At 68.1% G+C, this 13,216-nt stretch carries 9 protein-coding genes; 6 read left to right on the forward strand and 3 right to left on the reverse strand.

Annotated features, from left to right (window positions below; genetic code table 11):
• Nucleotides 1–64 precede the first annotated feature (64 nt).
• From CFB35_RS30735 to CFB35_RS30745, 3 genes are read left to right on the forward strand one after another with little or no spacing between them, the layout of a single operon-like run.
• A complete protein-coding gene (locus tag CFB35_RS30735) occupies nt 65–751 on the forward strand; it encodes an amino acid ABC transporter permease (RefSeq protein WP_059578916.1) in 687 nt (228 codons plus the stop codon).
• Nucleotides 748–1,398, forward strand: coding sequence for an amino acid ABC transporter permease (locus CFB35_RS30740; protein WP_059578919.1), 651 nt, complete (start codon nt 748–750; stop codon nt 1,396–1,398). Before CFB35_RS30735 ends, CFB35_RS30740 begins: the two co-directional genes overlap by 4 nt.
• Nucleotides 1,385–2,134: an amino acid ABC transporter ATP-binding protein gene (locus CFB35_RS30745; protein WP_059578922.1), complete on the forward strand. Its 750-nt coding sequence runs from the start codon at nt 1,385–1,387 to the stop codon at nt 2,132–2,134. Before CFB35_RS30740 ends, CFB35_RS30745 begins: the two co-directional genes overlap by 14 nt.
• Nucleotides 2,135–2,334: 200 nt before the next feature.
• On the opposite strand, the gene CFB35_RS30750 is transcribed toward CFB35_RS30745, so the two are convergent.
• The gene (locus tag CFB35_RS30750) at nt 2,335–2,871 is read right to left on the reverse strand and encodes a carboxymuconolactone decarboxylase family protein (RefSeq protein WP_059578925.1); all 537 of its coding nucleotides are present in this window, start codon (nt 2,869–2,871) and stop codon (nt 2,335–2,337) included.
• A gap of 129 nt (nt 2,872–3,000) precedes the next feature.
• On the opposite strand from CFB35_RS30750, the gene CFB35_RS30755 reads away from it, so the two are divergent.
• Entirely contained in the window at nt 3,001–3,981 is a 981-nt protein-coding gene (locus CFB35_RS30755; protein WP_059578927.1) for an AraC family transcriptional regulator, read from the forward strand.
• 294 nt (nt 3,982–4,275) lie between these two features.
• Nucleotides 4,276–5,181, forward strand: a complete 906-nt coding sequence (locus CFB35_RS30760; RefSeq protein ID WP_059578930.1) for a LysR family transcriptional regulator — start codon at nt 4,276–4,278, stop codon at nt 5,179–5,181.
• 211 nt (nt 5,182–5,392) lie between these two features.
• On the opposite strand, the gene CFB35_RS30765 is transcribed toward CFB35_RS30760, so the two are convergent.
• Nucleotides 5,393–7,462: a pyridoxamine 5'-phosphate oxidase family protein gene (locus CFB35_RS30765; protein ID WP_089466045.1), complete on the reverse strand. Its 2,070-nt coding sequence runs from the start codon at nt 7,460–7,462 to the stop codon at nt 5,393–5,395.
• An 88-nt stretch (nt 7,463–7,550) separates the two neighbouring features.
• Nucleotides 7,551–8,168 (reverse strand): glutathione S-transferase family protein, encoded by a 618-nt coding sequence (locus CFB35_RS30770; protein WP_060315336.1) that lies wholly within the window; start codon nt 8,166–8,168, stop codon nt 7,551–7,553.
• Nucleotides 8,169–8,719: 551 nt separating this feature from the next.
• Between CFB35_RS30770 and CFB35_RS30775 the strand changes: the two genes are divergently transcribed.
• A complete protein-coding gene (locus tag CFB35_RS30775; RefSeq protein ID WP_089466046.1) occupies nt 8,720–13,117 on the forward strand; it encodes an autotransporter domain-containing protein in 4,398 nt (1,465 codons plus the stop codon).
• Nucleotides 13,118–13,216: the final 99 nt, after the last annotated feature.

Consider the following 13,216-nt stretch of genomic DNA (forward strand, 5'->3'; position numbering starts at 1 on the left):
CGCCGCTGCCGGCATGCCGGGCGCGGCGCGTGTCGTTGTCCGAACCCGAATTCATTCCGTTCCCATGAGCTACCAGCTTCAATTCGGCGAGCTCGCCGAATACGTCGGCGTGTTCGCGAGCGGCGCGGCGATCACGCTCGCGCTGACCGCGGTCGCGACCGTGCTCGGCGTGGCGGTCGGCGTGCTCGGCGCGGCCGCGTACAGCGCCGACGCGCGCGCGGCCGTACGATTGCGCCCGCTGATCGGCGCGTACGTCGAGGCGATCCGCAATACGCCGTTCGTCGTCCAGCTTTTCTTCATCTTCTTCGGCTTGCCGGCGCTCGGCGTGCACATCGACGAATACACGGCCGCGATTCTCGCGATGACGCTCAATCTCGGTGCGTACTCGGTCGAGATCGTGCGCGCGGGCGTGGCCGCCGTGCCGAAAGGGCATCTGGAGGCCGCGTCGGCGCTGGCGATGTCGCGCGCGCAGATGCTGCGCCACGTCGTGCTGCCGCAGGCGCTCGCCAAGGTGTTTCCCGCGCTGTCGAGCCAGATCGTGATCACGATGCTCGGTTCGGCGGTCGTGTCGCAGATCTCGGTGGCCGACCTGACCTATGCGGCCGGCTACATTCAGTCGCGCAACTTCCGCGCGTTCGAGACGTACTTCGTGATCACGCTCGCGTATCTGGCGATGGCGCTGCTGCTGCGCGCCACGCTCGGCGCGATGGGTCGCCGCCTGTTTTCCCGTCGCCTGCGAGGTGCGCGATGACCGATTTCACGTTCGGGCAGATTCTCGCCAACCTGCTGCTGGCCGCGCGCTGGACGATCGTGCTGTCGATCGTGTCGTTCGTGACGGGCGGCCTCGTCGGCCTCGGGCTGCTCGTGATGCGCGTATCGAGTTCGACGCTGCTGCGCGGCGTCGCGAAGCTGTATATCGAAGTGTTCCAGGGCACTCCGTTGCTGATGCAACTGTTCATCGTGTTCTTCGGCCTGCCGCTCGTCGGGCTCGACGTGCCGCCGTGGGTCGCGGCCACGGCAGGGCTCACGTTCTTCACCAGCGCGTATCTCGCGGAAATCTGGCGCGGCTGCGTCGAGGCCGTGCCGAAGGGGCAATGGGAGGCATCGGCGAGCCTGGCGATGAGCTACGTCGAGCAACTGCGTCACGTGATCCTGCCGCAGGCCGCGCGCATCGCGATCGCGCCGACGGTCGGCTTCGGCGTGCAGGCCGTGAAGGATACGGCGCTGGTGTCGATCATCGGCTTCACCGAGCTGACGAAGGTCGGTATCGCGATCTCGAACGCGACGTTCCGGCCGTTCGTCGTGTACGGCCTCGTCGCGCTGATCTATTTCGCGCTCTGTTATCCGCTTACCCGTTACGCGCGCACGTTGCAAAGGAGATGGCATGCCGCTCGTTGAAACCCGTGGTCTCGAAAAGAACTTCGGCACCCATCACGTGCTCAAGGGCATCGATTTCTCCGTCGAGCGCGGGCAGGTCGTGTCGATCATCGGCCGCAGCGGCTCGGGCAAGAGCACGCTGCTGCGCACGCTCAACGGGCTCGAGAGCATCGACGCGGGCTCGATCTCGGTCGACGGCGAACGCGTGGATGCGCGGCATGCAGACCTGCGTGCGCTGCGGCTCAAGGTCGGCATGGTGTTCCAGCAATACAACCTGTTTCCGCACCTGAGCGCCGGGCAAAACGTGATGCTCGCGCAGTCGGTGGTGAAGAAGGCGCATCGTCAGCAGGCGCGCGCGATCGCGGAACTGATGCTCGAGCGCGTGGGCCTCGGCGACAAGTTCGACGCGTTTCCGGAACAACTGTCGGGCGGCCAGCAGCAGCGCGTCGCGATCGCGCGTGCGCTCGCGATGAAGCCGAGCGTGCTGCTGTGCGACGAAATCACGTCCGCGCTCGATCCCGAGCTCGTCGGCGAGGTGCTGGGCGTCGTCGAGCAGCTCGCACGCGAGGACATGACGCTGATCATGGTCACGCACGAGATGAACTTCGCGCGTGCGGTGAGCGACAGGATCGTGTTCATGCACCAGGGCCGCGTGTGGGAGAGCGGAACGGCCGACGAGATCTTCGAGCGGCCGCAGACGGTGGAGTTGACGCGGTTTCTGGGCAGCGTCCGGAACCCGGAGGCGGCCGCGCGCTGATACGCGGTGCCGGCGCGGCTGCGCATGTCGATCGACGACTTCGGAACGGGTCATTCGAGCTTGCTGTACGTGTGCACCCGGCGTGGCGGCAGCGCACGCCGGCGCCCGTGTTCCGGGCGCGTCGGCGAGTATCCGTTCCGATGAAGGCCGACGGTTGAATCATCCGGATTCGGTTGCCGACGCCGCGCACGGACGCGCCGTTACTCCACGGCGGGAAAATCGAGCGTCGTGTCGTTCACGCGGTTCACGAGATTCGTGAACGTGATCGACGCGATGGCAAGATTGATCTCGATCAGCTGACGTTCCGTATAGCCAGCTGCACGTACTGCATCGACGACTGCACCGGGGACCGTGCCGTGCGTGCCGACGAGCGTACGGACATACGTGACCAGCGCATCCCGCGCGGCGTCGCCGGTTGCCTCGCCCGCGCGCACCTGCTTCATCTGATCGCTCGTCAGGCCGGCCAGCTTGCCCATCAGCGTGTGAGCCGCGACGCAGTAGTCACAGCCCGCGTATTCGCTGACCGCCAGCTTGATGACTTCGATGTCTGCCTTGCCGAGCGTGCTCGACGCGACAGCGGCATCGAACGCCAGCGCCGCGCCGAGTGCTTCGGGGCTGTGCGTTCCGATGGTTGCGTACGCATTGGGCACCTTGCCGACGACCTTCTTGATCTTCGCGAATACTTCGGCGGCCGGGCCGGTTGCGTCTTCGGGGCGAATGGTGGTGAGACGGGACATGATCGACTCCTTCGTTCGGATTGAGGGTTGAACCGCTTAGCCATGTCGTATGGCATGGGAGTCAGTGTAGGGGTGCGCGGCGAGTTCTTTAATGCCATAATTCCGCAACTTCATGCCCAAACGTCTCATATGGAACTGCTGGACCGACTGCTCGCGCTGATGCCGGTCACCGGACGGCTGGATGTGCGATGCCACTTCGGCTCGCCGTGGCGCATCGACCATCCCGAGTCGAACGAGTGGGAATTTCCCTATCACGTGCTGTTGCGCGGCGAGGCCGTGGTGGAAGGCGACGCCGGCGCGAAAGGCGAACCCGCGCTTCGAATGAAAGCCGGCGATATCGTGCTGTTTCCTTCCGGCAGCGCGCACAGCCTGCGCGACGGCAGCGGCAAGCCGCCCCGCCCGGCACGCGAGCGGCATCAGGACGGCCTGACCATTGTCACGAACGGCCGCACACGCGATGGCGCCGATGTGCTCTGCGGCCGCTTCATCCTCCCGGCGGTGCCGCAGCAGTTGCTGCGCGACCATCTGCCGGGGCGTTTGCTGGTAAGCAGCGTGAGCGAGGGCGACGGACCGGCGCGCGACGCCGCATTCGCGGCCACCAGGCTCGCCCGCGTCATCGAATTGATGCGCGAGGAAGCGTTCGAGCAACGACCGGGCAGCGCGACGGTCGTGAACCAGTTGTCGGGCGCGCTGTTTGCGTTGACCCTGCGATGCGCGTCCGATACCGGCCACGCGCCGCGCGGCCTGCTGGCGCTTGCGCAGCGTCAGCGGCTGCAGCCGGCGCTCGCGGCCATGTTCGATGAACCTGATAAGCCGTGGACGCTTCCGCAACTGGCCGCGCTCTGTCACATGTCGCGTGCCACGTTCGCACGCCACTTTGAAGAGGCGATCAGCCGCTCGGCAAGCGATGTGCTGACGGAAATCCGCATGGCGCTGGCCGGCCGCAAGCTGGCGCAAACGACGATGTCCGTCGCGGAGATCGGCGAATCGGTCGGATATCGATCGGAGGCCGCATTCCAACGGGTGTTCAAACGGCAGGTAGGCATGACGCCAGCGAAGTGGCGCATGCGGTCGTCGCAAACCGCGGAGCCGCAGGCGCGTTCGGCGTGACGGACGATGCGTAAGCTACGTTGGCCCGCCGGTTTCGCCCGGGCACGGCGTTCGCGTAATTGCCTGGATGCGGATCGGGCGCGCCATGTTGCCGCGTCGATCGTGGCCGGCCGGCGACCACCCATCCGTCGACGACGCTCGTGCATGCACGGGCCATGATCGTCGTGCCGATGTCGTACGCGGAGCGGGTTCGAAACTTTGCTATGCTGGCCGCCGCCATGCGGCGACATGGATGCGCACGATACGCACGCTGCGCGTGAGGACACGTTCACTTCACCCGGATATCTTTCAGACATGGACAGGCTCCAGGCCATGACCACCTTCGTCACGGTGGTCGAGACGGAAGGATTCGCATCGGCGGCGCGCAAGCTGAACGTATCGCCGTCGGTAATCAGCCGCGTGATGACGGAGCTCGAGGAGCATCTGGGCGTGCGGCTCTTGACGCGGACGACGCGCGTGGTCCGCATCACCGATGCGGGCGCGTCGTTTTACGAAGACTGCCGGCGAATCCTGGCGGACATCGACGCGGCGGAGCTTTCCGCCACCGGCACCGGCAATACGCCACGCGGCCAGCTCACCGTCACCGCGCCCGTGCTGTTCGGCAAGACCTACGTGACGCCGATCGCGCTCGAGTATCTGGAGCAGCATCCATTCGTCAATCTCAACTGCTGGTTTCTGGACCGCGTCGTCAATCTCGTCGATGAAGGCGCCGACGTGGCCGTGCGCATCGGCGAGCTTCCGAATTCGTCGCTGCAGGCGATCTCGGTCGGCAAGGTGCGGCGCGTGCTGTGCGCTTCTCCCGCTTATCTCCGTGCGCACGGCACGCCGCGGCATCCGGACGATCTCGCGGCTCACGTCACGATCCAGGCGACGGGCATCACGCCGGCGCCGGAATGGCGCTTGCGCGCGCGGGACAAGACGCTCACCGTCCCCATCCAGCCGCGCCTCGTGACCACGACGAACGATTCCGCGATCGCCGCGGCGACGGCCGGCCTCGGAATCGTGCGCCTGCTGTCCTATCAGGTGGTCGATGAGCTCGCGCAAGGCACGCTGTGCGTGCTGCTGGCCGAGCACGAACTTGCCCCGCTTCCGGTTCATGTCGTGCATCGGGAGGGCAGGCACGCGAACCGGAAGGCGCGCGCCTTCATCGATCTCTGCGTCGAAAAGCTGAGAGCCAAGGCGCCGATGTGGTCGGCATAGCCGACAGCGGCGAGTCGGCACGGCGCGTGCGACGGAACCATCCCGAACGGCGCGCGTAGCAAGCATCGCATTCCGTCTGCAAGCAGGCCCTGCAGGCCGAGATCGCTCAGGCCGGGATGATCGTCGGGCCTGCGCCCGAGCACGACGTTGACGTCTTTCCGGATCAAACGCCTTTCGTTGGCAATCGTCGCCGCGTGACGCGGGTTCTGAATTACGCGTCGAGCAGCAGACGGTCGCCGCCGCCCGATTCGCGATGCGCGGGCACCGCGCAGCAGATCAGCGCTTCGTCGTCCGCTACCTTGAATTCGGGCGCGACCGGATACGTCACCGCGCCTTCGACGATCCGGGTGCGGCAGGTGCCGCAACTGCCTCCCCGGCACCCGTATTCGGGCGTCAGGCCGCGCGCCTCGGCCAGCTCCAGCAGCGAGCCGCTGCCCGGTTGCCAGCGCGCTTCCTTGCCCGACTTGACGAATGCAACGGGTGTCGGCGTATCCGCCGGCGCACGCAGTGGGGCACGTGCGCCCGGATCGGCGCGACGCTCGAGCCCGGAAGGGCCGAACGACTCCGCGTGGATTCGGTCGTCCGCCACGTTCAGGTCGCGCAGCCCGTCATAGACCGCCTGCATGAAGCCCGACGGTCCGCACAGATAGAAGTCGTAGTCGTCGAACGGCAGCGTGGCGCGCAACAGGTTCGCATCGATGCGGCCGACGACGTCGAACTCGTCGCCCTCGCGCGCGCCGCTCGCGTCCGACAGGACGCGCACCACGTTCACCGCGCCGTTCGCCGCCGATGCGAGCTGGGCGATCTCGTCGCTGAACGCGCGTTCCTTCACGGAGCGTGCGGCGTGAAAGAACCAGGTCTTGCGCGTGCCGCGCTTGCGCGCGCCTTCGTAGACGATGTGACGCAACATCGCCAGCATCGGCGTGATCCCGACACCGGCCGCCAGTAATACGGCGGGACGGCGCTCGAGCGCATCGATCGTGAATTGCCCGGCGGGCGCCCGGACGTCGATGCGGTCACCGACCTGCACCATGTCATGCAGATGCGACGACACGCGTCCTTCGCGCTTGACGCTGATGCGATACACGCCGTCTGACGGCGCGCTCGACAACGTATAGGTGCGGATGAGCGGAGCGCCGTTCTCCGACAGGTTCACGCGAATCGGCACGTGCTGGCCCGCCAGATGCGGCACCAATCCGGCGCCGTCCTCGGGATCGAGCAGGAACGAGCGAATCAGCGTGCTCTCGTCGGTGATTTTCGCGACCCTGAACGGACGCCATGCCCGTGCCAGTTCGGCCGCTTTCAGGCGGCGCGCGGCCTCGTCCCAGCTCCCCGTCATCAGCGAGTTGGGCGACCAGCCTTCCGCCCGGAACGTCCAGCGCAACGGCAATGCGCCGGCGCGATAAACGACGCGGCGCGGCTTGAAGCGCCACAGTCGCTCCGCGCCCTGAAATGCGGCGATCTCGGGCGAATCGAGGTCGACTTCGGCTTCACCGGTCATCTGCAACACGTCGCCGGTTTCGAAGTCGGCGAACACGATGCCCGCGCGCGGATTGACCAGGAAATTGCCGAGTGTCGCGAAGAACAGGTTGCCGGCGAAATCGGGAATCGTCAGCACGCCGTCGTCGCCGATGCGTACGAACCCCGCCTTGCCGCCGCGATGCGAAACGTCGACCTGACGCTCGGCGCCGTCACCGACGTAGGACGCAACGAACAGCGTGTCGGCAGCCGCGACGATCGCGCGGGCGCGATCGTCGAGATGATCGCTCTGCTCAGGTGCGATTGCGGAAAACGTATCGGGTTCGCGTACGAACGCGAAATCGCGCAACTGGATGTATTGCGGGCAGTTGCCGAAGCTCTGCACGACGTCGAGATCGAATGCGCGCGTCTCGCCGCGGCGGATCACGCCGTTCAGCCGATTGCGACGCCGCGTATGCAGTTCGATGCCGAGCAGGCCGATCGCCGCGCCGTCGCGCGTGCCGCCGGCAGCCGGATCGTTCGGATCGAATACGGTGTCGATGCGCAGACGCTTGTCGTTCGGCGACTGCATGAAGCCGGGCCGGCCGAACGCGAACGTCGCCCATACGTCGCCGTCGTCCGCCACCGCGCCGACGACGACGAAAGGCAACTGCGCGAAGAACGCTCGATGCTGGTCGGGCATGTGGTTCCTGACGAAGCGCCGTCCCACGCTGTCCATCTTCTGCATCACGCCTGTCTTTTCCTGCAGCTCGAGTTCGCCCCGATGCCACGGCGAGTTCGCTTCATTCGATACCGTGCTCACGATGTGTCTCCTCGACGGAATTTGCACATGACGCGTTGGATGCGCCGGCGTCGCCCGTCGGCCTGCACGGGCGACGGGCCGACTTCGCTCACGCAGCCGCCGCGAGCCCGACCGGCGTCTTCACGAACTCGACGAAGCCCGGCAACGCTTCGATGCGGCGCAGCCACGCCGCGACGTTCGAATAGCCCGACAGATCCACGTTGCCTTCCGGCGCGCGCGCGACGTAGCTGTACAACGCGACGTCGGCGATGGTCGGCTTCGGTCCGACGATGAAGTCGCGCGCCGCGAGTTCGGCGTCGATGAGCGCGAGGATGCGATGCGCACGGGCGATCACTTCGTCGGCGTTGAACTTCGCGCCGAACACCGTGATGAGCCGCGCGGCGGCTGGGCCGAATGCGATCTCGCCGGCCGCGACGGACAACCAGCGCTGCACGGCGGCTTCCTGTACGGGCGATGGCGGGAGGAAGTCGCGGTTGCCCGACGTGCGGGCGAGATACACGAGAATGGCGTTCGAATCGGCGATCACGGTGTCCCCGTCGACCAGCACCGGCACCTGACCGAAGCGGTTCAGCGCCAGAAATTCAGGCGACTTGTGCGCGCCGGCGGCCAGGTCGACTTCAATCAGTTCGTGCTCGATGCCGAGCAGCGAGATGAGCAGGCGTGCGCGGTGCGAATGACCGGAAAGCGGGTGAACGTAGAGCTTCATGACGGTGTCCTTTGGGCAGGTGCGACGAGCAGGTCTCATCGCTTGCGGTAAGTCTAGAAACTCGTCGGCTGCGGCAGAATCCCCGCTGCCGAGAATTGATCGTTCTCGTTTCGAGACGAGTCGGACGAAAGCCGGTGTGGTCGTCAAGGCGCGTGACGGGCGTGTTGGCGTTGTTTTCCGTGTCGGTCCCGAACCGGCTGGCAGGCTGGCGGGCACGTGGAGACCGAGCGGCGGTCGCGCATTGAAAGACGCCGTGTGTCAGGCGTACGGACGGAAGACATCGGGTAGCCGGGGTCGACCACGAGGCGTCGTCGACCGCGTCGTGTCTTCCGCTCGCCGCCGGAGCGTGACGGGGCCACGACAACCTGGATGTGCTGCCGACGTAGGTGTTATATTGCGCGCGCATGCGCCCCGACCGATGAACCAACACAACCAGTATCCGCGGACCGGCGCGCCATAGAAAGACAACTAGAACGGGTCCGTCGCGCCATCGGGGCAGCCTCTCCGTGACCGGCGCCAGGCCCATGGGTCTATGCACCGAGGGGATCGACATGAACCGGGTCTATCGGCTGGTCTGGAGCCGCAGCTTGCATGCTCCGCAAGTGGTATCCGAACGTACAAAGGCGTCGCACGGCGGAGTCGACACCGGCCATGGCGCCACGCCCGCGCGCCGCCGCGCCTGCCTCGTTTCGATCGGCGTGTCGCTCGGTCTGGCCGGCGCGGCCGTTCCGGGTTGGGCCGCCACGTGTTCGGCCGGCACCATTGCGAATTGCAGCGCGCCCGGCGGCGACGGCATCCCGGACCGAAGCGGCAACGGCGGCAGCGGTAACGGCGGTGGCGGGGGTTCGTCTACGTTGGGCGGAGGCTCGGCCACGGTGCAGGTCCCCGGCGGGGCCACGTCAGGCGGGACAGGCGGCACCGGTGCGACGAACGACAGCGGCCAGGGCGGCCCCGGCGGAGCGCCGGCGGTGGTGCTGGCCGGCGATGCGGTGGTCAACGCGAACGCGCAAGGCGGCGCCGGTCAGGCCTTCGATGGATTCAATTTCGCCGGCGGTGCCGGTGGCGGTGGCGCGGGCGTGTATTCGACCGGCACCAGCGTGACCGTCAACAACGGCGTGACGGTGCAGGGCGGCACCGGCGGGAATGGCGGAGCCGGCACGTCGGGGCCTGCGTCGAACGGCGGCGGTGGAGGCGGCGGGGGCGCTGCGCTCGTCATGGTGACGCCGGCGGCCGACGTGTCGAACCAGGGAGCGCTCGTCGGCGGAAACGGCGGCAACGGGGGCAGTGGCGGAAACCCGGGCGGCGGCGGCGGGGGCGGCGACGGGCTGCTGACGTTGGGGCCCGGTTCGCAGGTGACCAACCTCGGGACCATCACCGGCGGTGTGGGCGGCGTCAGCGGCGGTGGCGCAAGCACGGCCGGAGCCAGCGGCGCCGGTGTCAACCTGGCCGGCGGCTTCACCGTGCTGACCAACGTCGGCACGATCGCCGGCGGCGCCGGCAACGGCGCGGCCGCCGGGGCCGGCGTCATCGTCAATGGCGGCGATTTCGTCGTCAACGGCGGTACGATCTCGGGCGGCTTGTACGCGGACGGCGTCACGCGCGCGGCAGCCGTCCGGTTCAACGGCGCGAACAATACGCTGCAGTTGGTGACCGGGTCCAACATCGTCGGAAACCTCGAGGTGGCTGCGGCGGCGGCGGCCACCATCGCCGCGGGTTCCGCCGGGCTCACGCTGTCCAACCAGGTGACGCTTGGCGATGCCGCGTCCCGGGTGACCTTCAATTCCGGCGCGACTGGCCTAGTGGTTTCAGGCGTGGTATCCGGGGCGGGCAGTGTGGCCGTGAGCGGCGGCCGAACGATCACGCTGACGGGAGACAACACCTATACCGGCGGCACCACCATCAGCGCCGGCACGCTGCAGATCGGCAGCGGCGGGACCACGGGCTCGGTCGTCGGCAACATCGTCAACAATGGCACGTTGGCGTTCAACCGCAGCGACACGGTGTCGTATGGCGGCACCGTCAGCGGGGCGGGCAGCCTCGTGCAGGCGGGTACCGGCACGCTCGCGATATCCGGCGCCGCCAGCTATACGGGGAGCACCGCGATCAACGGCGGCACGCTCGCGCTGATCGGCACGGGCAGCATCGCTGCTTCCAGCGGGATTGCCAACAACGGCACGTTCGACATCTCGGGGACGGCCTCGGGCGCCACGATCAATGCGCTCACGGGCACGGGCACGGTCGCGTTGGGCAGCCGGACGCTGACGCTCGCCAATGCGGCCGGCACGTTCAGCGGGGCGATCGGCGGTACCGGCGGGCTCAACGTGGCGGGCGGCACGCAAACGCTGTCGGGCGTCCACGCCTTTACCGGTGCAACGTCGATCAACGCCGGCACGCTGGCATTAACCGGTTCGGGCAGCCTGGCCGCCTCCAGCGGAATCGCCAACAACGGCACGTTCGATATCTCGGGGACGACGGCCGGGGCGACGATCAATACGCTCACCGGCGCGGGCACGGTGGCGCTGGGCGGTCGCACGCTGACGCTCGCGAATGCGGCCGGCACGTTCAGCGGCGTGATCGGCGGCACCGGCGGCCTGACGGTTGCGGGCGGTACGCAGGCGCTGTCCGGTACGAACGGCTTTACCGGTGCAACGTCGATCAACGCCGGCACGCTGGCATTGACCGGTTCGGGCAGCCTCGCCGCCTCCAGCGCAATCGCCAACAACGGCACGTTCGACATCTCGGCGACCGCCGCCGGGGCGACGATCAATGCGCTGACCGGCACGGGCACGGTGGCGCTGGGCAGCCGCACGCTGACGCTGGCCAATGCGGCCGGCACGTTCGGCGGAACCATCAACGGGACGGGCGCACTGACCGTCGGCGGCGGTACGCAAACACTGTCGGCGGCGAACGCCTACACGGGCGCTACCACCGTCAATGCCGGAACGCTGGCGCTGACCGGTTCGGGCAGCATTGCGGCCTCCAGCGCGGTCGTCGACAACGGGACGTTCGATATCTCGGGGACGACCGCCGGGGCGACGATCAATGCGCTCACGGGTACGGGCACGGTCGCGCTGGGCGGTCGCACGTTGACGCTCGCCAATGCGGCCGGCACGTTCGGCGGTGTGATTGACGGCACCGGCGGGCTGACCGTGGCGGGCGGCACGCAAACGCTGTCCGGCGTGAACACGTACACCGGGGCGACGACGGTCGACGCGGGCACGCTCGCGTTGTCGGGCGCCGGCCGGCTGGCGTCGTCCACGTCGGTCACGCTCGCCGGCCACGCGGCCGCGCTCGACCTGTCCGCGGCCGGCAGCCAGACGGTCGCGCATCTGTCCGGCGTGGCAGGCAGCCGCGTGGTGGTGGGCGGCAGCGCGCTCACGCTGGCCGACGACTCGTCGCAAACCTTCAGCGGCAGCCTCGTCGGCACCGGCGGCCTGGTCAAACGAGGCGCGGGCACGCTGACGCTGAACGGTATCAGCAACGCGTTCTCCGGAACGACGACGGTGGCGGGCGGCACGTTGGCCGTTGGCGACGCGGCGAATGCCGGTGCAGTGCTGGGGGGCAATGTCGTGGTCGATGCGCTCGGCACGTTGCGCGGCCATGGCACGGTAGCGGGCGCCGTCAGCAGCAGCGGGGTGGTCGCGCCGGGCGGTTCGATCGGAACGCTGACCGTGGGCGGCAACTACACGCAGGCGGCGGGCGGCACGCTGTCGATCGAGGTCAGCCCGACGGAAGCATCGCAATTGCGCGTAGGCGGCGCCGCGACGCTCGGCGGTTCGTTGGCCGTTCTGTTCGATCCCGGCACCTATACCGCCCGCCGCTACACCGTGCTGAGCGCGGCCAACGGCGTGACGGGCCGTTTCTCGAACGTCGGCACCAGCACGGCCGGCGCGAATCTCGGCGCGTTGCAATCGTCGGTGGACTACGGCGCCAATGCGGTCGACCTGCTGCTCGCCGAGCCGGCCGGGCCCGGCACGCCGGCCGGCCCAGGCACGCCGGCCGGCCCAACGGTCATCGCGCCGACCAGGACGTCGATCTACACGGCGCTCGGCACGACGGCCTTGCTGCAGGCGCAAGACGCCAGTTCGACGCTGCTCGGGCGTCTCGCCGGCCGGCAGGATGACGCGGCGGGTGCCAGCAACGTGTGGGCCGTGGCCAATGGTTCCAGCACCAAGGTGGGCGGCACGGGCGGCGCGCCGGGCTTCCTCACGCACGCGTACGGGTTCCTGGCGGGCGCACAGGGGCGGCTCGGCGAAGCGACGGTCGGTGCGGCCGGCGGCTACACGCACACTACGCTGGCCGAAGACACGACAGGCGCATCGGGCGCCATCGACACGCTGCGCGTCGCGCTGTACGGCGCACGGCCGATCGGCGCCGTCAACCTGTCGGCGGCGCTCGGCTACGGTCTCGATTTCCTGTCGCAGAAGCGGCCGTTCGGCAGCGTGGGTACCGCCGAAGGCGACCATCTCGGCCACGAATTCACCGCCGCCACGCAGGCCAGCCTGCCGATGGAAGCCGGCGGTTTCCGGTTCACGCCGCACATCGGGCTGCGGTATGCGTACGTGCGTGGCAGCGGCTTCGGCGAGAACGGCGCCAACGGCCAGAACCTGAACGTCGGGCCCGACAGTGCGAGAAGCCTTCAGCCTTACGCGGGCGTGTCGCTCGACAAGGCGTTCGGCGACGCCGTGCGCCCGGTCGGCGTCCAGCTTCGCGTCGGCTACGCGCACGAGGTGCTGCGCGGCAGCCGCGTCGTCCAGGTGCAGAGCCAGGACGGGACCGTGTTCGCGGCGCCGGGTACCGATCTTCCGCGCGCGTTCCTGACCACGGGCGCCAGCGTCACGCTGCAGGCCGCCAAGACGACCACGGTATCGCTCGGGCTGGATGCGACGATCGATACGAGCCACGTGTCGGCGCAGTCCGCATATGTGCGCGTCAATTCCCGGTTCTGACCGCATGGGAGCCGAGATGGCGAAACCGTGCCGTCTTTTCGAACCGGCCTTTTGGCGTTTGCGCCGGAGCGCGTCGAATCGGGTTCGAGGGGCCGGAGC

It is taken from the genome of Burkholderia sp. AU16482 (assembly GCF_002223285.1).
Classification (GTDB): domain Bacteria; phylum Pseudomonadota; class Gammaproteobacteria; order Burkholderiales; family Burkholderiaceae; genus Burkholderia; species Burkholderia semiarida.

Bases quoted from the DNA above. Each gene is read 5' to 3' on its own strand.
- CFB35_RS30735 (WP_059578916.1), top strand. From the start codon at position 65: ATGAGCTACCAGCTTCAATTCGGCGAGCTCGCCGAATACGTCGGCGTG.
- CFB35_RS30740 (WP_059578919.1), top strand. From the start codon at position 748: ATGACCGATTTCACGTTCGGGCAGATTCTCGCCAACCTGCTGCTGGCC.
- CFB35_RS30745 (WP_059578922.1), top strand. From the start codon at position 1,385: ATGCCGCTCGTTGAAACCCGTGGTCTCGAAAAGAACTTCGGCACCCAT.
- CFB35_RS30750 (WP_059578925.1), bottom strand. From the start codon at position 2,871: ATGTCCCGTCTCACCACCATTCGCCCCGAAGACGCAACCGGCCCGGCC.
- CFB35_RS30755 (WP_059578927.1), top strand. From the start codon at position 3,001: ATGGAACTGCTGGACCGACTGCTCGCGCTGATGCCGGTCACCGGACGG.
- CFB35_RS30760 (WP_059578930.1), top strand. From the start codon at position 4,276: ATGGACAGGCTCCAGGCCATGACCACCTTCGTCACGGTGGTCGAGACG.
- CFB35_RS30770 (WP_060315336.1), bottom strand. From the start codon at position 8,168: ATGAAGCTCTACGTTCACCCGCTTTCCGGTCATTCGCACCGCGCACGC.
- CFB35_RS30775 (WP_089466046.1), top strand. From the start codon at position 8,720: ATGAACCGGGTCTATCGGCTGGTCTGGAGCCGCAGCTTGCATGCTCCG.